Source organism: Candidatus Minimicrobia sp. QA0096, assembly GCF_963967315.1.
Taxonomy (GTDB): domain Bacteria; phylum Patescibacteriota; class Saccharimonadia; order Saccharimonadales; family Saccharimonadaceae; genus Nanosynbacter.
Window position 1 is genome coordinate 416,184 of sequence record NZ_OZ017288.1, and the last position, 24,604, is coordinate 440,787.

Below are 24,604 nucleotides of genomic sequence, written 5' to 3' on the forward strand. Positions count from 1 at the left end.
TATTTTACGAATGCAGTTTAGCTTCTTTTGGTAATTTAGTGCCTTTAAGAATCTCGTCAACCTCAGATTCTTCCAGAGTTTCTTCCTTTAGTAGAGCCTCGGCCAACTTATCAAGGAACGAACGGTTCTCTTTCAATACCAACATTGCACGATGTTTAGCTTCGGTAATCAATTGCGCGACTTCCTCATCAATCATCTTCGCAGTCTCATCAGAATACGGACGCTCTCTGGTCATCTTATCGAACATCAAGCCGCCGTTATCTTCATGGAATACTTGATCGCGCAAGCCCTTGCCCATTCCTTGCTCAATCACCATATCACGGGCAATTTCAGTCGCTTTTCGCAAATCCGAACCAGCGCCAGTGGTAATTCCGTCGTCGCCGTAAATCAATTGCTCAGCGATTCGTCCGCCCATTGCCCGAGCCAAAATATCCTTAAACTCGTAAACATTTGTGTAGCTCTTATCTTCTGGCGGCAAGAACCACGTTACTCCACCAGTACCGCCGCGCGGAATAATCGTAACCTTGTGGACTGGGTCGGAATCAGGCAAGACGTGACCAACAATTGCGTGGCCAGCTTCGTGATAAGCAGTTAGTTCTTTCTCGTGATCGTTCATTATTTTGGTCTTGCGCTCTGGACCAATTGCCACACGCTCAAACGCCTCAGTTAATTCGTCATTTGAGATCTTCTTCTTGTTGCGACGAGCGGCAATAATTGCAGCTTCATTAGCCATATTTGCCAAGTCCGCACCAGATGAGCCAGCAGTTTTTGCCGCCAATTTATCAAGATCAACAGTTTCGTCAGTCGGCTTTTTCTTAAAGTGAACTTTCAGAATTGCCTCACGATCTTTACGCTCTGGTAATGTAATATTCACACGTCGGTCAAATCGTCCAGGGCGAAGTAAAGCTGGGTCCAAAACATCCGCTCGGTTGGTTGCCGCCAAAACAATAACGTTCGTTTCGCCATCAAATCCATCCATCTCCACCAAAATCTGGTTCAGAGTTTGCTCGCGTTCATCATGACCGCCACCCATACCAGAACCACGCTTACGACCCACGGCATCAATCTCGTCAATAAATATAATGCACGGCGCATTTTTCTTAGCCTTAGAGAATAGGTCTCGTACTCGGCTAGCACCAACACCAACAAACATTTCCACAAATTCAGAACCGGAGATCGAGAAGAATGGCACGCCAGCCTCACCGGCAACAGCACGAGCTAGCATCGTCTTACCTGTACCTGGATTACCGACTAACAATACGCCTTTTGGAATCTTTGCACCCAAATCTTTATATTTCTTCGGATGCTTAAGAAAATCAACAACTTCCTGCAGATCTTGCTTGGCGTTATCATTTCCAGCGATATCCGTAAACAGAACCTTTTCTTTATCTTGTCCATACAGGCGAGCCTTGCTCTTACCAAATCCCATAGCTTGATTATTTTGGCCCTGAGCTTGGCGCATCATAAACATAAAGAACACCACGACAATCAACACAGGCACGACCATAACAGCCAAGTTCCACATGGTTTCGCCGGTTGTGGATGGTGGAATAACCTTCACCTCAACCTTAGCATCCTTGTTCAAGCCCTGCTCATAAATGCTACTAGATTCCTTGACTGAATGCTCGGTAGGTTTTGATTGATCCTTTGGAGTAATCTTAATATCGTTTCCTTGAACCTCCAATTGAGCAATTTTACCGTCATTTGCTCGACGCACTACATCAGACAAAGCTACATCTTTAAGATTTGACGCAGGGAAGAGTGTTGCGTAAAAAATTAACGCTACAAAAATTATAATTGCCCAAAACAATCCAAATCGTAAAATTTGACTTATTCTATTCTTTCCATTTCTTTGAGGCATCTTAACAGCCATTCTCAACTAATCCTTTCGCCTATACTAATCAAACTCTCTTTATTATAACACTTCTTAGCGTCAATTTCATCACAATGCCGCCGCCAACTTGCCAACAAGAGCCAGCTTTTCCAGTTTTTATAGCAATTAGCATACGCTCCAATTGAGAACCCAGTAACGACACATCATAATGTCGTAAAACGTAATAATATAGTAATTCTTGTGCGACATTATCATCTATCATCGTCAAAAAATACCGACTAAGCACTTCTCCATCAAACTTCTCTATTTCCTGCTCAATTTCTCCTCTTAATTCTCTCTGTTTTCGCCACACCTCATACACTCCAAGCTTCTGATATTCATCAAGCTCACGATTTATCTTACGCCTAAATTTATTCCTCTGATACAAGTCGCTTTGATTCGTCTCGTCTTCACACCATTCCAATTTCTGGCGAATCGCATATTCATAAATTCTCTGCTTTGTCCAACCATTCATCGGCCTAACTATTTGACTATCACTCATCCCCGCCAAGCCTCGCCACCTGGAGCCACGCTTAAGGTTCATTGCTACAGTTTCAATAATGTCATCTCGGTGATGTGCCGTCACTATCACGCCATCAAAATCCGTCGCCACGCCACGCAAAAATTCATAACGCCTTTGGCGCGCCAATTCTTCACTGGCATCAGCCCCTAGCTTTTCGCGCCGACAAACAAATTGTATTTTATATCTATCAGCTAAAGCCTCGACAAATCTAGCATCACTCGCCGAATCTTCACGAATTCCGTGGTCAAAATGAGCGACCACCAAATCTTTTTCCGTTCGTGACATCAAATCCAGCAAAACTACCGAATCAATCCCACCACTGACTGCGATAATATATCTCACACATCCATTATCTCACAATTTACCTAAAACGTATTTGGCAAATTTTATACTATCTGTTACAATCAATGCAGTGTGGCACCGTAGCTCAGCTGGTTAGAGCGCAGGACTCATAAGCCTGAGGTCGGTGGTTCGGGTCCACCCGGTGCTACCAGAAATTATCTTTCCTCGTCAATACGACGGGGAATTTTTTATAGATACTGAATTAAATTAGCTCAAGCTCTTCAGATTGAACGCCGTCCAAAGCCGCCAATCGTCGTGACACAAAACTATCCAATTCCCATGAATTACGCTGACGCTCCCACGTTGCTAAATCCTTTTTTCGGGTTACTTCTAAAAATTCAGCTAATTCACTGGTGTTGATTTCCATATTTTTTCCTTTTTTGTGTTAATTATTTAACTGTCTTTATACTATCATAAATTTGACAAAAAAGCAATACCTTTTTCGGTCATTATTTACCTTTTCATTCCGCTTGTGGTACACTGGTAGAGAAGGATTTATACACAAAAATGACCCCTGTAACAATCTCATCACTGGCCACCATAATTTTTGCAGCGATTATTCACGCTAGTTTTCAGCTTAGCGTCAGTGTTTTAACGTTACTTAGCGGACATTCAATTGGCAAAAAAACCGCCCAGAGAAAGATTTTTCGTATGAGCAACAGTTTTGTACTTGGAGTCGCAATGATCACCTTGTTATTTATCAGCTCAATTTCCTATTTCTTATCACTATTCATCCACCACGTCACCAGCGCAGAGCAACTCGTTGCCGCCGTCTCTTCAGGGATGATGTTTGGATTAGGAATCGCAATTTGGGCGTTCTACTTTCGACGACAACCAGGAACTTCGTTATGGCTTCCACGCAATTTTGCAGAATATTTAAACAAGCGCACCAAAAAAACCAAAAATTCCATAGAAAGCTTTGCCCTGGGAATAATTAGTGTTATTGCAGAAATCGTATTTATTATCGCGCCAATTATCGCCGCCAGTCTGGCTATTATCACCCTACCAAACCCCTTCTTGCAAATCGTCAGCATAGCGATCTACGTCATCGTGTCCACACTGCCGTTATTTGTCGTTATCGTCTTGATCGGCAGCGGACGCAGCATCTCTAATTTACAACGTTGGAGAGAAGATCATAAGAGATTTTTGCAATTCGCCAGCGGCGGTAGCTTACTAATTTTGGCGGCATTCCTATTTGTCGATCGCGTTATTGGCGTCATTAGCTATGGAGGCAATCTATGGTAAAGCCAGGTCAAATTGACGTCATCAAACAAGGAAAACGACCACCAGAGGAGTTTAGTCCAGATAAGCTCCACAATTCCATAATTGCCACCTGCCTAAGCGTTCGCACACCAGAAGGTCAAGCTCAAGACATCGCAAAAACCGTCACTTTGGGCGTTATGAATTGGTGCGAAACTCACCCAGAAATAACCTCTGCCGATATCCGCCGCCAAGCACAACGCATTATGAAAACTCTACATCCTGACGCAGCCTATTTATATAAAAATTATAAAACCATAATTTAGGAGATTTGATGTCGCAAAAACCAACTTTTGACTATGACTATATCGTAATTGGTAGTGGCGCTGGCGGTTCACCTGCAGCCAACATATTAGCAAGTGCCGGAAAAAAAGTTGCTGTTGTAGAAAAATCAACATTCGGCGGGGAATCACCAAACTGGGGAGATGTACCAACTGGATTTTTAACTCATGCTCTTAATGTTTATCAAACAGCCAAAGATGCCGCTAAATTTGGGCTGCGCACTAACTTGGTTGGGTATAATTACCCTTCTCTGCTCTCCTGGAAAGACAAAGTTGTAAAGAGAACTGGAGCTGGCGGCAATCGATATTATTACGAAAAGCAAGGCATTAGTGTTTTTGCTGGCAATGCACACTTCTTGAGTCCGAACGAAATAGCCATCAATCGAAGACACTTGTCCGCTCGCAAATTTCTCATTGCAACTGGATCTGATTGGCAAATTCCAGAAATACCTGGGTTAAATGCCGTTTCTTATTACACTCTAAAAACTATTTTTAGCTTGAAGCGCCCACCAAAAACCATGTTCATTGTTGGCGCGGGAGCTACAGCACTAGAATTGGCGCATGTCTTCTCCACCCTGGGAACGAAAGTTTACGTAGCAGAGAAATCGTCCAGAATATTATCAACATTTGACCCAGAAATCGGCACTTTGATTACGAATGACGCAAAAAATCGCAATATTTCAATCTTAGCTCGCACTAAGATTATCGCTATACAAAAATCGTCTATACAAAAGCGCGTCATTTTTCTGCAGGGGCGAATAGAGAAATCTGTACGCGTTGATGAGATTCTAATTGCCGACCAACAATTGCCTGCGACAGATTTAGGCTTAGAAAACGCTGGCGTAAAATATACCGAAAATGGCATTTTGGTTAATTCTTACCTGCAAACTTCCGCTCGGCATATTTTTGCCGCAGGAAATGTAACTGACGCCAATATCCAAACTCACACAGCTTTAGCGCAGAGTCGTATTGCGGCTCATAATTTGCTACATAATAATAAGATTAAATTCAATGATTCCCCACGCCTACAAGTTGCATTTACTCAGCCAGAAATAGCTCAAATTGGAATGAATGAATATGATTGTAAGGTGAAAGGAATAAGCGCAAAAATAGCAATTGTTCCGCTCACGACTACCGTACGCAGCAATATTACCGACCAGCGAATAGGTTTTGTGAAATTGATCGTTGATAAGAAGCGAGTTGTCGTAGGCGGAACGATCGCCGGACCGCACGCTAGCGATATGGCAGCCGAGCTAGCCCTGGCCGTTCGACATAAAATTACCAGCGAAGAACTAGCGTCCACTCCGCATTGTTTTACTTCTTGGTCAGAAGCCGTGCGAATTGCCGCTGGAAAACTTCTATAATTACCTCTGATGCGCTATAATAAGTCTCACGGGGGCGTAGCTCAGGGGTTAGAGCAGTCGGCTCATAACCGATTGGTCGCTGGTTCGATCCCAGCCGCCCCCACCACATTCTGAATTTGAACTTGATAATCATAAGATGAATATTTTTACCATTCCTGCTACAATATTATGTGGTAGATATTAAATTTGCAAAAATGAACAAATTAAAACTCAAACGATTAATTTACAGAATACAGCACGACTATTTGACCTTAAATAATGTCGTTATTGCTGCTGCGATTTTAATTGCTATGAGTTGGGCCTGGGGCTCCATTGAATCAATGCAAAAAAATTACGAACTGCAACGCTCTATTGACAACAAACGCCAGCAAGTGGAAATAGAAAAATTACAAGTCGCCCTGCTAGAATACGAATCGAAATATTATCAAAGCGAAGAGTATCAAGAATTGACCATTAGACAGCGCACGGGAAAAGGTCTACCTGGCGAAAAACAGCTCATCACTCAATCTTTCGAAAGCGCCACGCCTGCCCAAAAACTTGCGTCGAGCGCGAAGCGAACGAATAGCAACTTTCAGCAATGGATGAACTTTCTATTTGGCGGCAATAGTCATAAACACTAAGGTGTTGCAATTATTACGCTAAGCTGATATCATAATTATGTATCGCGGGGTAGAGCAGCCTGGTAGCTCGTTTGGCTCATAACCAAAAGGTCGTAGGTTCAAATCCTACCCCCGCCACCAAGAAAGGTTTTTCAGGCTCTGGAGAGCCTTTTTTGGTTGGTAGCATTCTGTAAAATACACTGATTTCACTGATTCCAAACCTATGGTTTTTATAGTCATACACCAACCTCTTTGGGAATAATATGCTTTGGAACCTTACCCCAGCACTTGGTGACGCAAGTAGCCACTGCTTATCGGCATCTCGCATAATCTCAAGAGCAACATCAATATCAGTCTCTCGTGTTGCTTGCTGACGCTCTAGTCGCCGCAGCTCATCGGTAATTATCGCCTTATCGTCATCATACGCATTTATTAGATCTGTTTTTCATACAACAATCCAAGCACAAAAAGTAGCAGTACCTAGCATGACCTATCTTGACAAAAGATGATTCTAGGTTTTATCGCTCAAGGCGAGATAACTCTGCTTCAAGCCTACGAGATTCTTCGTCAAGGCGAGCCTGAGCAGAGTCTTTATTGTCATAGAATTCTGATTTTGTTTCAGCATAATTTCCCAAACCGAAGGGTTTATAATAGATAATTTGATATCGCTTATCATCTAACTTCCACAGCTCAAGCGAGGTGTATAGGTCGTGCTTTATTGCCCCACTTAGCCCTAACTTATGCCGTAAGTACCATTCGCTAATAAGCGTTCCTTTGGGAATATTTGAGTGGTGATTATTTCCTTCTTTGGCGGATTTACCGTTCTCAATAAGCGCCGCTAGGAATATTCCTTTCTCACTTGGGTTGATATCCTTGTAGCTAAACTCTTTTGCGGCTAGCAGCTGCTGAGCGGTTTCTAATGTTGTTTTGTTCATATAGTCATTCTCTTTCTAATTTGTATTAAGTTACATCTTCCTCAAACCGTGTATACAGGACAGGGCAATCGTCCATTGCGGCTAGTTTATCCGCTAGTTCAATAATATCATTCCCTTGATAAACATCACGCCGCCATTCGTTCGGTATTGCATTAAGTCCATAGCATGCACCAGCTAATTGCCCGTACACTGCCATGGTCGTATCAACGTCGCCGCCTAGGCACATAACTGCCAACATCCCATCCTCAAATGTGTCATAGCTCATAAAACCCCATAAAGCTATCTGGAGGGTGTATACGACATAACCTGGCTTATTCTTGAGCTTATCCGTATCAACTCTCTCTTTTAGCTTGTTCAGCAGCTGGTCGTAGTGTGCGCCGGTACTATACTTACTAACATCTACAATCTCTGCTTTGTCTTTTAGATGGATAGCGTTATGTAGTATGGCAGCAAACACTTCAGCAGCAGCTTCAGCCTCATAGGAGTAATGTGTTTCTCTAGCGGAAACTTGAGCAAGCCGTATCACGTCACGGATATCTCGTTTGCCGTAGGCAGCTATCACGACTGGTGCAAGACGCATCACGACACCGTTGCCAGCACCATCGCTCCGATTCATCGTTTTGTGAAAAATAGCGTGACCGCTAGCATACATATCCAGCATGATAAGCGTCTGCATACCAATGCCCTCGCCATAGTCAAAATACGAACGATAGCCCTCTGATTGCCATTTACAGTACTTATCCATAACGTTCCACGAATCATAGCCGCCACACTCCAGTAAACTGTCTGCTAAACATAACGCCATAGAAGTATCGTCTGTCCAGACACCACGAGGAAAGTGTGCTTCATCGTGCATATGACGCAATTCTTCTTTACGAGCGACAATCTCATCACTTGTGTAGCCGTGTTCGATAGGCGCACCGAGGGCGTCGCCTATAGCTAAGCCGAATAACATACCCTGGAGCTGTGCTTGAGAGTTTTTCTTCATTATTTTGATTATATCGTCAATCTCCTAAATAAGCGACCTCAATTAGCCCTTTGCGGCAATCTTAGTTTAACCCAACCGCGACATTTAGTGCTGATTTATGAATTTATCAGGCTGGATAACGTAAAAAGTAGTCAAGAGGATAATTTATTGATATTAACACATTCTGTTACGATATACTTTAATGATGGTTGGGTATCTTTATTGAAGAGGTGGTCGCCTCTATTAAGTGTCTCCAGCTCAGAATCCCGCTACAGATATGGTTCCAATGTAGATGCACTTGGGTCACCAAGAAAAATCCCTCTTCATTCAGAAGGGGGCTTTTTCTTTACGCATTATTATCTATGCAACCCTTATTCCAACCTGAACGTTTCTTGCCTGCTTTAGTCAGAGATGTGGCTGTACGAACTTTTTTATAATCCAAAACATCACTTAGGACAGCCCCTCCTAATTTACCATACAGTTCACAATCAAGCTTAAGTGGACATGCTTCACAAGCACTTATAGCAAGTCTGCCAACTTCAGAAATATCACTACCCCTGTTTCTTTCTATGCGACGAGCTCGATCATAGTCGCCACGACCTCTATGACGTTCGGCAAAGCCAGCACGACGACGAATCCTGCCGAAAAGATCACACATCTCAACTATAATTCTATTTCTCTTCGTAAAATCTTCATCACTATAACTATTCGCATCAGGAACAAAATCTTCGCCTAAATAATCCAACGGCACAACATTACCGTCCGAATCAACAACATCAATAACGCCCGCTCTGTTTGGCCTAGCAAGCTCCAACACTTCAACCGTCTTCGACTTCATATAGTAACTGTTATACCACAATATCCACAAATAATCAACCCCACAAAAAACTCCCCTGCTTTTTACAGAGGAGTTATGGCACCTGTTTGTTTGATTATACTATATCACCAAACGCGCTTATGGTGCAAGCAAAGGACTATTTTTTCTTAGAAATTGTCAAAAAGCCGTTGCGTGGGTTTTCTTTCACAATACGATCTTCTGGTAGATCACATGGTGTACCCTTTTCATTCTTCTCAACTTTAGCGAAGAAGTAAATAGTTTGAGTCTTGCCGCCGCGCAAAGTTACGTCAGTCTTGTGCAAGTAATATGTGATGCCCTTTGAGTTGGTATGTTTATAAGCCATTTGGTTATATACCTCCTATTAATGATATTCCTATATAGATTACTATCTCTATATCACCCCTGTCAAGCTAAAAAAGCTTATTTCGTCGTCTAAGTATCAACTTTAACATCCCCAGAACAACCAACCTCATTACGATAATCATGGCAATAAATATCGTCACTAGCAAAGACCACCCCGCGTAATCAGCTGACCATATCGGCGAGACGAAAGTGTGATAATACGGCTCGGTTGAAGGCGCTTCAAACTGCAAGTTAGTGGCTTTCGCGGCAGGATATTTCGCCCATTCCTCATTAATACAACTGATATACCTCGGATCCGCCTGTGTCGTAAATCGGCCGTAACCGCCCTGCTGCGCCCTAGCATCACAGACAGCCCTAACTTTCGACACAGTATCATTGTTAGACTGATTTTTTATCTCCTCCTCGAACTCTTTCAACTTCCGGTCATACATTTGTTTATACGTATGATCCAGCGCAATCTTCCCCGGATCAGCGTTCATATGCGTAGATACATAACGCTGCAAATCGTATAGTCGCTGCTGAAGATTGACTATATCTCCAGCCTTATCTGCGTTCTCTACAGATTCTCGTCGCTCGACCATACCAACATTATTCAACCTCAAAAAAGTTGCCGAAATAAAACCAGACATAACCAATAAAATAACCAACTGCCAAGTCTTAATCTGACTGAGTCGCTTAATTCTGAACTTGGTTTTCTTCTTATCTATAGCCATCCCACCGCCTTCTCTATGATTTTAGTATAGCAAATTATCCCAATGACGTGAATATTACTACCATTGCGGTGGTATAATATTTGTATGCGAATTTATTTTTCAGGAATCGGCGGCGTTGGCATCGGACCACTGAGTAGAATTGCTTTAGAGGCTGGATATGACGTTTGCGGCTCCGACAAATCACCAAGTCTAATCACAAACGAATTAGAGTCAGCCGGAATTCCTATTTCTTTTGACCAATCTGGCGCGTTCTTGCAATCAGAACACGATAAATCACCATTTGATTGGTTTATTTACACCGCTGCCTTACCGGAAAATCACCCAGAATTAGTCTTGGCGCGAAAATTAGGCATAAAAACCAGCAAGCGTGACGAATTGCTGGCGCAAATAATCGCCGATAAAAACCTGAAACTTATCGCGGTCGCTGGCACCCACGGAAAAACCACAACAACGAGCATGCTAATCTGGACAATGGAGCAATTGCAAATTCCTGTCAGTTATTCTGTGGGTTCAACTTTAAGTTTTGGACCAAGCGGAACGTTTGATAAAAATAGCCAATTTTTCGTATACGAGTGCGATGAATTTGATCGCAACTTTTTGCATTTTTCTCCAGAAATCAGCCTTATCACATCTGTTGATTACGACCATCCAGACACATATCCAACAAAAGAATCCTACTTAGACGCTTTCCGTGAATTCGGTAAAAAATCTAAAAAAGTTATCGCGTGGCAAGAAAATTCCGCCATATTTGATGAGAAAAATCTAACAATCTTGCACGATTCCAATAAAAACATCGCTCTGCCCGGCGAGCATAACCGAAAGAACGCTACTTTGGTGATCGAAGCTTTGAGGCATATCGGAGTGGACGCGGAGGAGTCAGAAATATACCAAGCAATAAACTCCTTCCCCGGCTCAGGACGGCGTTTTGAAAAGCTCGCCGAAAATCTATACTCTGACTATGGACATCACCCAGTTGAAATTCAAGCAACACTACAGATGGCTAAGGAGTTGTCAAACGATGTAGTCCTAGTTTATCAGCCACACCAAAATGTTCGCCAGCACGAGATAATTGGTCAATACACTGATGGTATTTTCCGTGATGCCAATGAAATTTACTGGCTGCCAACTTATTTAACTAGGGAAAATCCAGATTTATCAACCTTAACACCGCAACAACTTGCTAAAAATATCGACAAAGAAAAAGTTCATTTTGCCGAATTAGACGATAATTTATGGCAAGAAATAACCGCAGCAAGAAGCTCTGGAAAGCTCGTCCTGTGCATGGGCGCTGGCACAATCGACGGATGGATTCGCGAGCGATTAGCTAAAAATTAGCGATCATCACCGCTGCCGTGGATCTTCCCCCGACTCTGGCGGCTGAGCAGTTTATCATTATTTCTGCGAGCCACTTCCTCTAAACTGCAACCAAGCAAATGCGCTATAGAATTGACATACCAAAGCACGTCACCAAGCTCTTTTATTATTGCGTCGCGGTCGTTCTCCGAGATCTCGCCATTTTTATCACGTAGGATTTTCTTAAATTTCTCCATGACTTCGCCAGATTCACCACTTAATCCCAATATCTGTGCCATCAATCTGGCGTCAACATCACCATATTTATGAGAATCTTTATCTGTTAAGGTAGAAATTGCTTTAGTTGAATAATCGTTAAATTGCATAATATTCCTTTCATTTATTAGCGCGTAACTCTTACGAAATTAATAGTTTTTCCTTCACCAATCCACCTTTGTTCGTACGTCGTCATTATTTTATATTCGTCACTTAGCGCGGATTCATGAAGATCAAAACTCAACTCTTTAATTTGCCATTTTTCTGCCACCAATTGCTCCAAGCTCCAACAGAAAAAATTGTGATCGTCGTGTTTGATTAATAAAGATCCGTCCGATTTTAGCAATGAAGAATACTTCTTCAAAAAATTAGGATGAGTCAAGCGGCGCCCAGCGCTATGCTTCCTCGGAAACGGATCAGGAAATGTTACCCAAATTTGCTCCAAAGAATTCTGCTCCACTAATTGGTCTATTTGGTCAGCCCGCGCTCGAACAAAAAACACATTCTCCAGCCCATTTTCTTCAGCAATTTTCGCGCCCTTCTGTAATCGATCACCTTTAACGTCAATTGCTAAAAACGTTTTTTCAGGATGGCGCAGCGCAAGCTCCACGCTGAACAGTCCAGTTCCAGCACCGATTTCCAAACAATCGACTTCCCGCTTCACCCATTCATCAAACTCAAAGCATAGCGGCGAATTGTGGAACAAAGCGAATTTATACTTCTTACGTTTTCTGGTGATAATAAATTGATTCGGATCGACAAAACTCATATTTTCTATTATACTAAATCAATAATGGATAAGCTTATAAAACAGTTTTTAGATTCTTCTACGTTAGGTCAATGGCTGCATGGCAACAACTTTGGCTGGTTAATTAGTGAGCGCATTATCGACACAGTCAGCATTATTATCGGCTCTGTTTTTGTTTATTTTCTGGGGAAATATTTATTATCTTGGACTATACATTATTCTATACGCTCCACCGCTAAACATCGTTCCTGGCACCGTAAAGACATAGAAAAGCGCGAAAAAACCCTCATCCAATTAACCAGAAGTTTCTGGCAAATCATAATAATTTTCTATGTCGCCGCAATTGTCGCCAATAAACTATTCCTATTTGATTTATCGCCTCTATTCGCCAGCGCTGGTATAATCGGTGTGGCATTAGGATTTGGTGCTCAATCACTTGTTAAAGACTTCTTATCCGGTATCTTCATCATCGCCGAAAATCAATATCGTGTTGGCGATGTTGTTGACGTAATGGGAGCCGCTGGAACCGTCGAGAGAGTCGGCACTCGCACTACTGTTATACGAGATTCTGAGGGTAATGTTCATTATGTTCCAAATGGCACGATTCAGCATGTTATCAATAAAACTATGGGCTATAGTATGTCGCGCTTCAGCATTTATATCGACCCAAGTTCTGACATTTCTGCAGTTACAGACATCATTAACGCTACTGGTCAAGAATTGGCTAAAGAAAAGGCTTGGCAAAAGAAAATTATCGATCCGCCTAAATTCGTTTCCGTTGGTGATATTACTGGACGAGGAACAGAATTGATCATCGCTGGAAAAACTCAGCCATCCGATCAGTGGTCTGTTACCTCTGAAATGCGACATCGATTGCTACAAAACTTTGATCGTGAAGGAGTTCTTCTGGCGACCCTGCCGACCCCAACCTCAATAACCAGAAGATAAAGATTAATTATTAGACAAACCCAATTCTTTATCGCTTAACACATCATTAGAAAACGCTTTGATCTTATTAACGTTCTCTACTTCTTTATCATAAATTCCCAAAAATTCCTTCAATGTATCCTTGCTTACTGTACCTTGCGCGTCAAATTCGTGACTTTTTTCATCCGCATCCTTGCTAATTTGATTGCGGCGAGAAGCGTATTCTGGGCGACTCAAGTCTAATCGATAAGCGTCAGTCTTGTAATACATAAACATCGCGATCGATACCAACACAACCGAGACCGCAATAGTCAGCCCAATAAATGTAGCGAATTTATAACTACGAAATAATTCCTTAGCTCTATTCATTAGAACCTCCAGACAGCGAATTTTTAATAACTTGCACTTCTTCTTTATATCTCACTAACAATTCATCCAAGACCTTCACGTCCTCAGAAAGTTTATTACGAGTCTCGCGAGCAACGGTCAATTTTTTATAATAGTCCGCCACATTATTAGAGCAATTTGTGCGCTGAAGATCAGTCATTGCAGTATCGTAATCGTTGTAATTACTATTAAACTTAAGTCTCGTCGACTCGAACTCATTAGTAATGTTCAGTAGTTTTGAGCTGTCCAGCTTATTGATTGCCAATCGACCGTTCAGCCTGGCCATAAGTTTGGTAGAAATAGAATTATATCTTTGTCCAACGTTAACTCTAGTTAGAGCGTCATTGGTATGGATGTTTTTAATAGCAACTCTTACGGAACTACAGTTTCGATCAAGCGTTTTTATAATCTCAGAATCAGCCGTAGCATCGACAGACTGAGCCTCAACTGCCCGCGGAGTCACTAACAAACTAGAAGCAATCAAAAAAGACGCGAGATAGAAAGTAACTTTTTTCATCACTTATATTATCTCACGTCTTCTTGAATAGAGTCAAATATTACTTGAAACGTTTTTCGACGTTACCCTTAACGTCTTTTGCGGTTTCTGCTACAGCATCTCCAACTTTCTGAGAACCAGCTTTTAACGAACTTAAGCTGTCTTTTGCTGCGGCAGTCGCTTTGCAAGCCACCTTTTCAGTGTCGGCTTTCATTTTTACAGCTTTATCCTTCAAGTCTTTCCTTGTTTCCTTGCCGCTCTTTGGTGCAGTTAAAATTCCAGCTGTAAAACCTGCTGCTACTGCTCCGATAATTGCTAAAACTTTTTTCATATATTTACTCCTTTTTTAATTATTTTTTACGAAATAAACCTGATATTTCACTAAAAACTTTTGTTGGCGACAACCACTCAGTCGCACTAGCTACGTTAGTTGTAATTTTACTAACGCTTTTCATGACCGTATTAAGTCTTACCAACAAGGCGATGACCACTGCCAGTAGCGTTACGATAATAACCGACAACAATCCTACGATGATTGATAATAAAACGATGGCTGTTTGGATATCTTCCACGCTTTACCTTTCTGCAAAAGTTTATATTTGTTATGTTTATTTTAGCATGCTTGTTAAATTGTTTGTATTAGATAATCTAACTATTTCACTATAGCATAAGCTTATTAAATTGTCAATAGAGATGTCCGCTAATCGTTAATAATATGATAAACTGGTATGGTTATGCGAGATTTTTTCAAACGATACATACCGGAATTTGTTTATGGCGCGGTTGACGGCACGGTAACAACATTTGCAGTCGTGGCGGCTTCAGCTGGTGCTGGAATATCTAGTTCAGTAATTCTTATATTAGGAATTGCCAATTTAATAGCCGACGGTTTTTCAATGGGATCTAGTGCATATTTAGCAGCCAGCGCTGAGCACGAAGAGTCCGTTCGCGACAGCCAAAAACGCTCATCCCCAAAGATCATAGGCGCAGTAACGTTCTTAGCTTTCGTGGTGGTCGGTAGCGTACCAGTATTGCCATATTTGATTGACGTAATTGCAAACTTAAAGGCGCCAAACGCGGTATTATTCTATGTTAGCTCGGCGCTAACTGCGGCAACGTTCTTAGCAATCGGCTTCATCAAGGGCAAAGTCAGCAAACAATCACCTTGGCAGTCTGCAGGAATTACATTACTCCTTGGGGCGATTGCAGCAGGGCTAGCCTACTTTGCGGGCGACATTTTGGCGGCCTGGCTGGGGATTAGGATCTAGTATATTGTTCTTGTGTTTTGGTCTGGGTGGTTGTTCACATAATTTTGTAGCCAACTTCTATAGCCCATAAAAAATCTCCTTATTTTTATAAGGAGAGAGACTCAGTAGAAGATGTTATTTAGATTTGGCAGAAGTGCTGGACTGCTACTAGGGTTGTGTTGTTGGTGCTAACACCAAATCCCGTCTTTTTGTACTTAGGATCTTGTATAGCTTCTCTGTGGGGCTTAGAACTCATCCATCCGTTAAATGCTTCTCTACTGGTCGATACAAAAACATCTGACTTTGGATGATATGCGCCAGTATAATAATTTTCACTACTATGAGAGCATTTAGCCCGTTGATATATTAGATAGCGCATTTCTTGTGTGTACATATCACCTAGCCCAGGTATGATATGCTGTCTATAGTCTTTGGTGATCATATCATTTGCCTTGAGCTGAGCTGACCTTTGCACGCTTTCATCAAACTCCAACGGCGCCACACCTACACGCTGGCGTTCAGCGTTAACTAGCTCTAATAACTCAGCAGGATCTGCTGGACCAACATCATACTTACTCTTCGGTTGTTCCTGTTTCTGCTCCTGAGCTACTCCAGCAGCTGCCTGAGCATCCAGACGGGTCTTTAGCCATACTCCACCGCCAACGCCTATCGTAAGCGCCACAATGACGGCAATGACTATAACCTTTTTCATACTTACACACTAGCACAGCCAAAACAGTAGATCAATATTGCAAATATTTTACAAACCCAATTCGCGCAACTGAGCAGGATCGACAATTGAAGGTGAATTCATCATCACATCCACACCAGAGCCATTCTTTGGAAACGCCAGAGTCTCACGGACGTTTTGCTCATCGGTCAATTCCATCAAAATACGATCAACCCCAAAAGCACATCCTGCGTGAGGCGGAGCGCCGTATTTGAAAGCGCCTAACATAGCGCCAAACTTCTCTTCAACATAAGATTCACTGAAGCCCAGCAAACCGAACACTTTGTATAGCACCGCTGGGTTATGATTACGAACACCACCAGAGCAAATCTCATAGCCGTTCATCACCATATCAAACTGATCAGCGACAATGGATAATTTTTCGGCGTCAGTTTCAGCAGACTCCAGAGCTTGCAAACCACCCTTTGGCATACTGAACGGATTATGCCCAAAGTCAAGTTTTTTACTTCGTTCATCCCACTCATAAAACGGAAAATCAATAATCCAAGCAAACGCCACAACCGATGGGTCCTTAAGATTAAAGTGCGAGGCAAATTCATTACGCAAGCGCCCCAATACCGCGTTAACAACCGAGCGAGAATCAGCGCCAAAGAACACTGCATCGCCATCAACCGCACCAGTTTTCTGCTGAATATCAGCTAATTCCTTCTCACTCAAGAATTTCGCAATTGGAGATTTTGCTTCGCCATCTTGATATGTGATGTACGCCAAACCGCCAGCGCCTTCGCTTTTAGCGATGTTGGTGAAATTGTCAATTTGCTTGCGACTCAAACTTGCGCCGTTTTTTACGCAAATAGCCTTAACGCATTCAGCATTTTTAAATACGCCAAACTCAGTCTCTGAGAACACGTCCGTCAGTTCTATCAATTCCATGCCAAATCGCAAATCCGGCTTATCAGAACCGTAAGTTTCCATGGCGTCGCGATACGAAATTCGCGGAATTGAACTACCATCACCAACCGCCAAATCGCTCAAATCCAACAATTTTTTACCAGCAAAATCAGTCGCCAATTGCTTCATTAAAGGCTCAACTTCAGCGCGAACTTCTTCACCATTTTCAGCAAAACTCATCTCCAAATCAAGCTGATAAAACTCGCCATACAAGCGATCTGCTCGCGGATCTTCGTCGCGGAAACAAGCAGCCAACTGATAATAACGCGGCACGCCACCAACCATCAGCAACTGCTTAAACTGCTGTGGAGCTTGTGGCAAAGCATAAAACTTCCCTTCCTGCAAACGACTCGGAATCAGAAAATCGCGCGCACCCTCAGGACTTGAGTTAGCCAAAATTGGCGTTTGAATTTCAATAAAATCTCGATCGTCCATATATTTATGGATTCGACGATACATTTCGGCGCGCTTTTTAAGCATGTTTTGCATTTTTGGACGACGCAAATCAAGATAACGATACTTGAATCTTAGTTCTTCGCCAGCTTGATTATCCTCGGCAAATGGCTGAATTGGCAAAGTTTCAGCTCGGTTCAAAATCTCCAAATTGTCCACAACAATTTCCACATCGCCACTGGCAATATTCGGATTTTTCAGACCTTCACCACGCTCCGCAACCACGCCACAAGCACGAACCACGAACTCATCCCGTAAGCTTTCCGCCAAAGAAAAAGCATCTTTTTTATCAGGGTTAATAACCAACTGAACCAAACCCGTGTGGTCGCGCAAATCAATAAAAATCAACCCGCCATGATCACGCCTGGAATGAACCCAGCCCGCAACTGTAATATTCTCACCAACTTTTTTAGAAGTTTCTGCCGCCAAAATTCTATTTTTCATATCTGTTATTATAGCATAATCTGGGCAAATTCCCAGAATTAAACATCTCGTCGAGTTTTTGTGGGCAAATTATTTTTCTGCGGATTAGCCGTGGCGGCCTTACGAATATCTCCATAAATATCATATTCGTCAATGATTTTCTGACCTAATAGCGCTTCAATTACGTCTTCTAAACTTAGTAGACCAACTGTTTCTCGAAACTCATTTACAACAATAAACAAGTGGTGCTGCGTTTTCAAAAATGCAGCCAAGGCGTGCTGTAGAGTTTGATTTTCGCGAATATAATAGACGTCTTTACTCATGACTGTTTCCGCACGATGAGATTTTGCCTTGCGATCAATCGTTAACAAATCTTGAATCCTCAACATTCCAACAACATGATCAATGTCGCCGTCAATGACAGGAAATCTGCTATACCCCTTTTTATGAAGATCATCAAGCACTAGCGGCCCGAGAAGTTCATTCATAGGTACCGATTCAATCATGCTTCGTGGCGTCATGATTTCCTCGACCTTCATATCGTTGAACTTCAGCCCGTTAGTAATAAGCTTTTTCTCAGAAGATGAAATCGCTCCGGTGGATTGAGCCACCATTTCCAATAATTCCTCTTTCGATTCAATCACCCGACTATCACCAACCACTGGCGACACCGAACGGATTAGCGACAAAATTACTTGATGTCGCTCAATTGTCGTTAAGATTAGCGGTTCGTATTTTTCATAAAGTTGCTGTGAGTATTTCTGCCACAAGCCAATTCGCGCGACAGCTCCGATTTCTAGAGCTATTATAATTGACAAAACTAGCCCAACCATCCAATTGAACAAATAAACACTAATAATACTTAAAATTACCAAACATAAAGAAGCCACGGCGCGCTGCAGTGAAATAATATCTCGTAAAAATTCTCTTTGTCGCAAAAGAATTTTAGCTTTTTCATCGCCTAGTCCACTTCTCCGCCGCAGCTCAAATTGACTATGCGAAGACGTTTTCGGCTGAATTCCCAGCACTATCAATAAAACCGCCAAAGTAACCAAATATCCAAAAATTAGCACAATCGTCATAGTTTTATTGTACCGCATTCCGTGCTATACTTACTAGAGTAAATGGAGGTAAAATGAATAAGAAAAGCTGGATAATTTTCGCAATTATTGTAGTGGCGATTGTTGGTGGAATGATTTATATTTCGACACAAAATCGACTAAACATTAGCGATATCAATAACGATCAACTGAACACAATTATCAGCGCAGAATCGAGAAATGGCAATATTGCAGATCACGAAATTGGCAGTAAAGACGCCAAAGTAACAATTATCGAATACGCCGACTATCAATGCCCTGGCTGTGGCACCGCTGCACCAAAAGCCGAAGCGCTAGCTAAAAAATATAAAGATCACGTTCGATTAATTTTCCGTAATTTCCCAATTGCCAGCTCACACCCTAACGCACGAGCTGCCGCTGCCGTAGCTGAAGCTGCTGGCCTGCAGGGTAAATTCTGGGAAGTGAATGAGCTTCTATATGCAAATCAGGACGCTTGGAAAAACGCCAACTCTACAGAACGCGACAACATCTTCAAATCTTATGCTGAACAATTGAAGCTTAATATCGATCAATATAAAACCGATATTGCCAGTAACAAGGTTAAAAATAAAATCGACTTCGATATGGCTCTCGGTCGCAAACACGGCGTTGCCGCGACACCAACTTTCTACATAAATGGAAAAAATACTGAGATGGACAGCTCTGGCTCAATCGAATCATCAGTTAAGGAAGCCTTGAAAAAAGCTGGCGTTGAAGTAAAAGATTAACGCATTTTCACACAAACCAAAATCCCGCTCCGGTGCCTTGGAGCGGGATTTGTTTATAGTCGTCTCTATTCTATCGTTGGAGCCGACTGCACTCTTTTTATTGTGCTATGTATGTTTGCCATTCGGCAGGCACCACATCCACCGCGATCTTTTTGCGCCTTGATGGCACAAATTTGATTGCTATTGGCATGTGTTTTGCACTCCTTATTATTATGTGCAGCCCCACGCGCTTCGACCTTTATCACTTAATATCAGCAATTTAATGCTTCGGCGCGAGACGTGCTAACAATGTTACCAAACGTTTATTGGTACGTCAAGCAAAAACATTTTGAAAATGCTTATTATATCTATATTAGAATAAGCGGAGTCGCTTGGCAATAAACATAACAAGTAAAATCAACAACACTGTAAAGCTAGTGATAACTGGATATGCCCAAGGCTCGCCCTGAAATGGTAACGCGATATTCATTCCATACATCCCGTAAAAAACGTTTGGAATAGCCAGAAGAATTGTTATGGCGGTCAACGCCTTCATGCGTTGGTTCAGCGTATTATTAGCAACCGTCGAATAAGCGTTTTGGATACTGGAAATTGTGTGCGTACTGGAACTGATTGCCACTAAAACTTGCCTGATGTGTAGATCGACGTCCTCCAAGGCTTCCAGATCTCTAGTCTTAAATAAATGACGGCGATTTTCCATCAGTTGTGTAATAACGCGAGACATGCCTTCCAAACTGCTTCGATATTCATTGAGAGTGTCTTCAATTGCGACAAATTTAATAAAATCCGAATTCTCAACTTCATGACGACTTAGCCGCCGACGAGCATCGCTAATTTGCTCCGTTAACAAATGTACTCGCTGTTCATATTGAGAAATAATATACGCCAAATTCGCAGAAAAAACTCCCGCTGGACGCTCGGTTGTGCTAAATAAATAATCGCTAACCTCCAGAGGTGAAAATTTAACATGAGGCGATATTGTAATATAATGACCGCCGCTAATTGCAATCAAAAACGGTGCCGTTTTGCCAGAATCAGTTTGACCAAACGGTATACGCGTAAAAATATATTCAACACCATCAGAAAACTCCGCTCGAGGTAATTCGTGGATATCGAGTACGTCACGGACAATATTAGCAGACAACGACAAAGCCTTTGAAACTCGAGTAGCATCAAGACTCCCGGTCAAATTAATCCAACCGTTTTTATGCATTCGTTGAGCTTGCGTCAACTTTTCAGTCAACGATCTGCGTTCAAAATAGCCCACCATCATAAGAAAATTATAATATACACAAGCGATATTAGCAATCTGTCGAATTACAATTAAACTTTATCGACGGCGCAGGAAATAATAGCCCACAACGAATGCCAGCACTACACTAACTGCGGTAATTCCCCAAAACATCAATGGATTATCGGCACCTGGAACCGGCACATTCATACCATACAAACCAGCGATCATCGTCGGAATAGTCAAAGCTACGGTAATTACGGTTAGCAGACGGATCGTCTCATTAAGGCGCGTATCCATCACCGCCCTATAGCTGTCGCGCACATTAGTAATCGTCCTCAACAAACTTTTACAACGCGCAATCACCTGCTCCAAATCAATCGAAATATCCTCAACATCTTCCTTATCATCAGCTTTCAGTCGCAACTTCTGAGTCGCCAAAAGTTTCTCAATTGCCCAGTTCATCGGAATTAGCGCGTCAAGATAATCATTCAATTTACGCTCATACTCCGCCAGTGTGGCAATATCATTAACTCTCAGCGTATGAATACTGTCTGTAGCCGCTCGCATCTGGCGATTAATCGTTGCCACACGCCGCTGATATTGCATTGAAATCGCCTCAACCATCGCCACCAAAAGCTCAACTTGTCGATCCGTCCTAATTCGCACTTTATCAATAAATGGCTGCCATAATCGCCCCAAACTATCTCTAGACAACGTCACGATATGATCTTTATTGATGCAGAATAAAATCGGCGTGGTAAAATCGTTAAAATCGTCATCAGTGTCTGGCAATCGCGCAATCAAATAAGTCCACTCATCGTCAAACTCAATACGCGGCACCTCGTGCGGGTCAAGCGCGTCACTTATCAAATCCTCATCCAAGCCCAGCATCAACAATTGCGAAACCTCTTCGTCGCTCGGCCTTTCGCAGCGCACCCACGAACCAGACTGCAAATTTTCTTGCGGGCTAATTATTGAATCACTATTTGTTGAACGAAGATATTGCAACATAATTTCATATTATAAAATAAAACATATATAAACACAAGAAGCTCCTGCGCCATTCACAGGAACTTCTTGATTTTTATTACGATTTAACTATCGTGCCTGCCGAGCCGCTAATAGCTTCAGCGGTTTTATCCAGCGAAGTAATAATCGCCGTACGCCCCGACTTCCCGTCCAAGAACGACAAGGCAGCCTGAGTTTTTGGCAACATCGAACCTGCTGCAAATTGCCCATCGTCAATGTGTTTTTGGAGCTCTTCTATTGAAACTTCCCCAAGAGATTGTTCGTCTGGTTTGCCAAAATTAATTTTAGCAGCATCAATCGAAGTCAAAATCAGCAAGGTGTCAGCGTCCAAAAGATCTGCCAATTTTGCCGCGCCGAAGTCCTTATCAATAACCGCAGCGACGCCCTTTAATTGACCAGTTTCATCTTGCAGAACAGGAATACCGCCGCCGCCAGTTGAAACGACTGTCACACCAGCATGAACCAACGCCTTAATCACATCAGCCTCGACAATTGTCTGAGGTTTCGGTGAAGGAACGACACGACGCCAACCACGGCCAGCGTCTTCTTTTACCGTGTAGCCGCGCTCGCTAGCGACGGTTTTTGCCTCGTCTTCCGAATAGAACGGACCAATTGGCTTTGTTGGATTTTGGAATGCTGGATCACTCAAGCTAACAATCGTTTGGGTTATAACGCTAACAGCGCGATTATTCATCTGATTAACCATAAAGGCGTCATGAAAAGCCTGTTGCAGCCAAAAGCCAATCAATCCCTGGCTCATAGCGCCAGAATCTTCCAGCGGCAAACTTGGCACATCTGGCGTGTTAATCGCCTCTTCGTGCAACACAATGTTGCCAACCTGAGGACCATTACCATGAACGATTGCTACGTTATGACCAGCCTGGATTAACGGCAAAAGTTGCCGAACCGTTTCATCGGCTACTCGTTGCTGTTGCTCAGACGCGGCTTCGCCCTGCCGTTGCAGGGCGTTACCACCGAGCGCTACTACAATAGTACGCTTCTTATCCATAGGCTACAGTGCCCCGAAAATTGCAATAACTGTAATGCTGATAATAGCAAATATCGCCATAATTGGAGCTGAGCGCTTTAGCCAGTCGCGATATGAAACACCAGCCAGAGCCAATCCACCCATCAACGACGCGATAGTTGGAGCCATCATATTGATCAAGCCAGACGCTGTCGCAAATGCGGCAACCATAACTTCTTTACTTGAGCCAACCAGGTCGGCAATTGGCGCAATAACCGGCATAGTTGCTGCTGCCAAACCTGATGATGACGGAACGATAAACGACATTGGCAAGTAGAATAGATATGCCAACACACCAACAACACCACCACCAGCATCTTTCAGGAGAGACTCACCCCAGCTAATAACTGTGTCCTGAATCTCACCGTTAGACATCACCACAGAAACACCTGTTGCCACCGCGATAATCAGAGCAACCGGCAAGATATCTTTCACGCCGTCGATAAATGCATCAACTGGGAAAACACCCTCTTTCTTAAATTCTTTGTAGTAAATTGCGGTTATTACAATTGTTGAAATTAGGAATAGTGCGGTGATTTCATTGAAATACCAATCACCAAAGGCTGCACTGTGGACTACGCCAAGTACCGCGCCAATAACCGGCAAACCTGCAGCCCATTCAAACATGTCGGCGAAGAGTGTGATATTCCAACTTCCCCATGGAATCAAGGAAAGAATCATTAACACAAATGTAATAGCAAACACAGACATAACAACTTTTCGTGGACCAGTGAATTTTGGTACGTTTGTCATGTCAAGAGCAGCCGTAGCTGGCTTGTAGCGAACATCTTCTTTGTACTTGCCGGCCTTAACTTTTGCAGCGTAACGCATAGTAAAGACAATCGCAGCAATTAGACAAAGTACTAAGATGATAGACATTATTGGGATAACGCTACCCAATTTCACGTCTGCAGTTTTTGCTGCAACACCAGTAGAGAATGGGTTGATTGTCGAGCCTAGCACACCAGTACCAGCACCCAACACAATAACCATCACACCAGTCATGGCGTTATAGCCAGCAGCAATCATCATCGGTATAACAAGTGCGTAAAACGCCACAGTTTCTTCTTGCATACCGTAAGTAGTACCACCGATAGCGAAGAGAATCATCAGAATCGGAATGAGCCACTTTTCCTTGCCCTTCATCTTTCGGAGCAGCGCGCCAAGAGAAGCGTCAAGCGCACCAGTTTTCATAGTGACGCCTAAGAATCCACCAAGCACCATCACGAAGACGATGACATCAAGCTTGTCTGACATACCTTTAATAGGTGCGGTGAAGACGTCCCACAAACCTTGCTGGTCGTGTTTTTTGACCTCTTCCTTTTTACCGTCTTTTTCTTCTGTGACGGTTCGCTCTTTGTCGACTACGTGATACGAATTAGCTATACGATCGCCATCTTCGTTTGTCTTATATAGTCCAGAAGGAACAACCCACGTCAATGCCGCCATAACGATGATCACGACAAACAAAATAGTAAACGCCGACGGTGATCGAAGCTTCTGCTTTGCTTTTTTAATTTTTTCTACCATTGCCTC

Annotated in this window: 29 protein-coding genes and 3 tRNA genes; 11 read left to right on the forward strand and 21 right to left on the reverse strand. The window is 42.7% G+C overall.

The window, feature by feature from the left end:
- Positions 1–4: 4 nt before the first annotated feature.
- Entirely contained in the window at positions 5–1,873 is a 1,869-nt protein-coding gene (gene ftsH, locus AACH20_RS02250) for an ATP-dependent zinc metalloprotease FtsH (protein WP_338503739.1), read from the reverse strand.
- Positions 1,874–1,901: 28 nt separating this feature from the next.
- Positions 1,902–2,738 carry a tRNA lysidine(34) synthetase TilS gene (gene tilS, locus AACH20_RS02255; RefSeq protein ID WP_338503741.1) on the reverse strand — a complete coding sequence of 279 codons (837 nt, stop codon included), beginning with the start codon at positions 2,736–2,738 and terminating at the stop codon, positions 1,902–1,904.
- Between the two features lie 74 nt (positions 2,739–2,812).
- Here tilS and AACH20_RS02260 point away from each other — a divergent pair.
- Positions 2,813–2,889: transfer RNA gene (locus AACH20_RS02260), tRNA-Met, on the forward strand.
- 51 nt (positions 2,890–2,940) lie between these two features.
- Here the strand turns inward: AACH20_RS02260 and AACH20_RS02265 are convergent.
- The gene (locus AACH20_RS02265) at positions 2,941–3,105 is read right to left on the reverse strand and encodes a hypothetical protein (RefSeq protein ID WP_164999847.1); all 165 of its coding nucleotides are present in this window, start codon (positions 3,103–3,105) and stop codon (positions 2,941–2,943) included.
- A 140-nt stretch (positions 3,106–3,245) separates the two neighbouring features.
- Between AACH20_RS02265 and AACH20_RS02270 the strand changes: the two genes are divergently transcribed.
- The 6 genes from AACH20_RS02270 (at position 3,246) to AACH20_RS02295 (ending at position 6,383) form a co-directional block, all read left to right on the forward strand.
- Positions 3,246–3,983 carry a hypothetical protein gene (locus tag AACH20_RS02270; protein WP_338503744.1) on the forward strand — a complete coding sequence of 246 codons (738 nt, stop codon included), beginning with the start codon at positions 3,246–3,248 and terminating at the stop codon, positions 3,981–3,983.
- Positions 3,977–4,264 (forward strand): hypothetical protein, encoded by a 288-nt coding sequence (locus AACH20_RS02275; RefSeq protein WP_129631704.1) that lies wholly within the window; start codon positions 3,977–3,979, stop codon positions 4,262–4,264. Before AACH20_RS02270 ends, AACH20_RS02275 begins: the two co-directional genes overlap by 7 nt.
- A gap of 8 nt (positions 4,265–4,272) precedes the next feature.
- Positions 4,273–5,643 (forward strand): dihydrolipoyl dehydrogenase family protein, encoded by a 1,371-nt coding sequence (locus tag AACH20_RS02280; RefSeq protein ID WP_338503747.1) that lies wholly within the window; start codon positions 4,273–4,275, stop codon positions 5,641–5,643.
- A gap of 30 nt (positions 5,644–5,673) precedes the next feature.
- A tRNA-Ile gene (locus tag AACH20_RS02285) sits at positions 5,674–5,749 on the forward strand.
- 64 nt (positions 5,750–5,813) lie between these two features.
- Entirely contained in the window at positions 5,814–6,263 is a 450-nt protein-coding gene (locus AACH20_RS02290) for a hypothetical protein (protein WP_338503749.1), read from the forward strand.
- Between the two features lie 43 nt (positions 6,264–6,306).
- A tRNA-Met gene (locus AACH20_RS02295) sits at positions 6,307–6,383 on the forward strand.
- Between the two features lie 377 nt (positions 6,384–6,760).
- On the opposite strand, the gene AACH20_RS02300 is transcribed toward AACH20_RS02295, so the two are convergent.
- The 5 genes from AACH20_RS02300 to AACH20_RS02320 form a co-directional block, all read right to left on the reverse strand.
- Positions 6,761–7,177 carry a hypothetical protein gene (locus AACH20_RS02300; protein WP_338503751.1) on the reverse strand — a complete coding sequence of 139 codons (417 nt, stop codon included), beginning with the start codon at positions 7,175–7,177 and terminating at the stop codon, positions 6,761–6,763.
- A gap of 25 nt (positions 7,178–7,202) precedes the next feature.
- The gene (locus AACH20_RS02305) at positions 7,203–8,165 is read right to left on the reverse strand and encodes an ADP-ribosylglycohydrolase family protein (RefSeq protein WP_338503753.1); all 963 of its coding nucleotides are present in this window, start codon (positions 8,163–8,165) and stop codon (positions 7,203–7,205) included.
- A 325-nt stretch (positions 8,166–8,490) separates the two neighbouring features.
- Positions 8,491–8,982: a hypothetical protein gene (locus AACH20_RS02310; RefSeq protein WP_338503756.1), complete on the reverse strand. Its 492-nt coding sequence runs from the start codon at positions 8,980–8,982 to the stop codon at positions 8,491–8,493.
- A gap of 136 nt (positions 8,983–9,118) precedes the next feature.
- The gene (locus tag AACH20_RS02315; protein WP_082001355.1) at positions 9,119–9,325 is read right to left on the reverse strand and encodes a hypothetical protein; all 207 of its coding nucleotides are present in this window, start codon (positions 9,323–9,325) and stop codon (positions 9,119–9,121) included.
- Between the two features lie 67 nt (positions 9,326–9,392).
- The gene (locus tag AACH20_RS02320; protein WP_338503761.1) at positions 9,393–10,058 is read right to left on the reverse strand and encodes a hypothetical protein; all 666 of its coding nucleotides are present in this window, start codon (positions 10,056–10,058) and stop codon (positions 9,393–9,395) included.
- A gap of 84 nt (positions 10,059–10,142) precedes the next feature.
- On the opposite strand from AACH20_RS02320, the gene murC reads away from it, so the two are divergent.
- Positions 10,143–11,393, forward strand: a complete 1,251-nt coding sequence (gene murC / locus AACH20_RS02325) for a UDP-N-acetylmuramate--L-alanine ligase (RefSeq protein ID WP_338503763.1) — start codon at positions 10,143–10,145, stop codon at positions 11,391–11,393.
- Here murC and AACH20_RS02330 read toward each other — a convergent pair.
- Both AACH20_RS02330 and trmB read right to left on the reverse strand, forming a co-directional pair.
- Positions 11,390–11,737: a nucleoside triphosphate pyrophosphohydrolase family protein gene (locus tag AACH20_RS02330; protein WP_232736137.1), complete on the reverse strand. Its 348-nt coding sequence runs from the start codon at positions 11,735–11,737 to the stop codon at positions 11,390–11,392. The two genes, murC and AACH20_RS02330, sit on opposite strands and share 4 nt — an antisense overlap.
- Positions 11,738–11,754: 17 nt before the next feature.
- Positions 11,755–12,396 carry a tRNA (guanosine(46)-N7)-methyltransferase TrmB gene (trmB, locus tag AACH20_RS02335; RefSeq protein WP_338503769.1) on the reverse strand — a complete coding sequence of 214 codons (642 nt, stop codon included), beginning with the start codon at positions 12,394–12,396 and terminating at the stop codon, positions 11,755–11,757.
- Positions 12,397–12,420: 24 nt separating this feature from the next.
- Here trmB and AACH20_RS02340 point away from each other — a divergent pair, with 24 nt between their 5' ends.
- Positions 12,421–13,323, forward strand: a complete 903-nt coding sequence (locus tag AACH20_RS02340) for a mechanosensitive ion channel family protein (protein WP_243816757.1) — start codon at positions 12,421–12,423, stop codon at positions 13,321–13,323.
- Positions 13,324–13,326: 3 nt separating this feature from the next.
- On the opposite strand, the gene AACH20_RS02345 is transcribed toward AACH20_RS02340, so the two are convergent.
- From AACH20_RS02345 to AACH20_RS02360, 4 genes are read right to left on the reverse strand one after another with little or no spacing between them, the layout of a single operon-like run.
- On the reverse strand, positions 13,327–13,671 hold the full coding sequence (locus AACH20_RS02345) for a hypothetical protein (RefSeq protein ID WP_338503773.1): 345 nt from the start codon (positions 13,669–13,671) through the stop codon (positions 13,327–13,329).
- Complete coding sequence (locus AACH20_RS02350; RefSeq protein ID WP_338503776.1) at positions 13,664–14,206, reverse strand: hypothetical protein; 543 nt, start codon at positions 14,204–14,206, stop codon at positions 13,664–13,666. Before AACH20_RS02350 ends, AACH20_RS02345 begins: the two co-directional genes overlap by 8 nt.
- A 40-nt stretch (positions 14,207–14,246) precedes the next feature.
- Positions 14,247–14,516, reverse strand: a complete 270-nt coding sequence (locus AACH20_RS02355) for a YtxH domain-containing protein (RefSeq protein ID WP_129631738.1) — start codon at positions 14,514–14,516, stop codon at positions 14,247–14,249.
- A gap of 19 nt (positions 14,517–14,535) precedes the next feature.
- A complete protein-coding gene (locus AACH20_RS02360) occupies positions 14,536–14,757 on the reverse strand; it encodes a hypothetical protein (RefSeq protein ID WP_129636661.1) in 222 nt (73 codons plus the stop codon).
- A 156-nt stretch (positions 14,758–14,913) separates the two neighbouring features.
- On the opposite strand from AACH20_RS02360, the gene AACH20_RS02365 reads away from it, so the two are divergent.
- Positions 14,914–15,453 carry a VIT1/CCC1 transporter family protein gene (locus tag AACH20_RS02365; RefSeq protein ID WP_338503780.1) on the forward strand — a complete coding sequence of 180 codons (540 nt, stop codon included), beginning with the start codon at positions 14,914–14,916 and terminating at the stop codon, positions 15,451–15,453.
- 118 nt (positions 15,454–15,571) lie between these two features.
- Here AACH20_RS02365 and AACH20_RS02370 read toward each other — a convergent pair whose 3' ends face one another.
- Genes AACH20_RS02370 through AACH20_RS02380 form a run of 3 tightly spaced genes read right to left on the reverse strand, consistent with a single transcriptional unit; the run spans position 15,572 to position 19,032 of the window.
- Positions 15,572–16,144: a CAP domain-containing protein gene (locus tag AACH20_RS02370; RefSeq protein WP_338503782.1), complete on the reverse strand. Its 573-nt coding sequence runs from the start codon at positions 16,142–16,144 to the stop codon at positions 15,572–15,574.
- A 48-nt stretch (positions 16,145–16,192) separates the two neighbouring features.
- The gene (gene aspS / locus AACH20_RS02375) at positions 16,193–17,971 is read right to left on the reverse strand and encodes an aspartate--tRNA ligase (protein ID WP_338503784.1); all 1,779 of its coding nucleotides are present in this window, start codon (positions 17,969–17,971) and stop codon (positions 16,193–16,195) included.
- Between the two features lie 38 nt (positions 17,972–18,009).
- Positions 18,010–19,032: a CBS domain-containing protein gene (locus AACH20_RS02380; protein ID WP_338503785.1), complete on the reverse strand. Its 1,023-nt coding sequence runs from the start codon at positions 19,030–19,032 to the stop codon at positions 18,010–18,012.
- Positions 19,033–19,085: 53 nt separating this feature from the next.
- Here AACH20_RS02380 and AACH20_RS02385 point away from each other — a divergent pair, with 53 nt between their 5' ends.
- The gene (locus tag AACH20_RS02385; RefSeq protein ID WP_338503786.1) at positions 19,086–19,778 is read left to right on the forward strand and encodes a DsbA family protein; all 693 of its coding nucleotides are present in this window, start codon (positions 19,086–19,088) and stop codon (positions 19,776–19,778) included.
- 352 nt (positions 19,779–20,130) lie between these two features.
- Here AACH20_RS02385 and AACH20_RS02390 read toward each other — a convergent pair whose 3' ends face one another.
- The 4 genes from AACH20_RS02390 to AACH20_RS02405 all read right to left on the reverse strand — a co-directional run bounded on the left by AACH20_RS02390 (position 20,131) and on the right by AACH20_RS02405 (position 24,598).
- Entirely contained in the window at positions 20,131–21,051 is a 921-nt protein-coding gene (locus tag AACH20_RS02390; protein WP_338503787.1) for a CorA family divalent cation transporter, read from the reverse strand.
- 57 nt (positions 21,052–21,108) lie between these two features.
- Positions 21,109–22,023, reverse strand: coding sequence for a magnesium transporter CorA family protein (locus AACH20_RS02395; RefSeq protein WP_338503789.1), 915 nt, complete (start codon positions 22,021–22,023; stop codon positions 21,109–21,111).
- Between the two features lie 76 nt (positions 22,024–22,099).
- Positions 22,100–23,050: a carbamate kinase gene (arcC, locus tag AACH20_RS02400; RefSeq protein ID WP_338503791.1), complete on the reverse strand. Its 951-nt coding sequence runs from the start codon at positions 23,048–23,050 to the stop codon at positions 22,100–22,102.
- Positions 23,051–23,053: 3 nt separating this feature from the next.
- A complete protein-coding gene (locus AACH20_RS02405; protein ID WP_338503793.1) occupies positions 23,054–24,598 on the reverse strand; it encodes a YfcC family protein in 1,545 nt (514 codons plus the stop codon).
- Between the last annotated feature and the right edge of the window lie 6 nt (positions 24,599–24,604).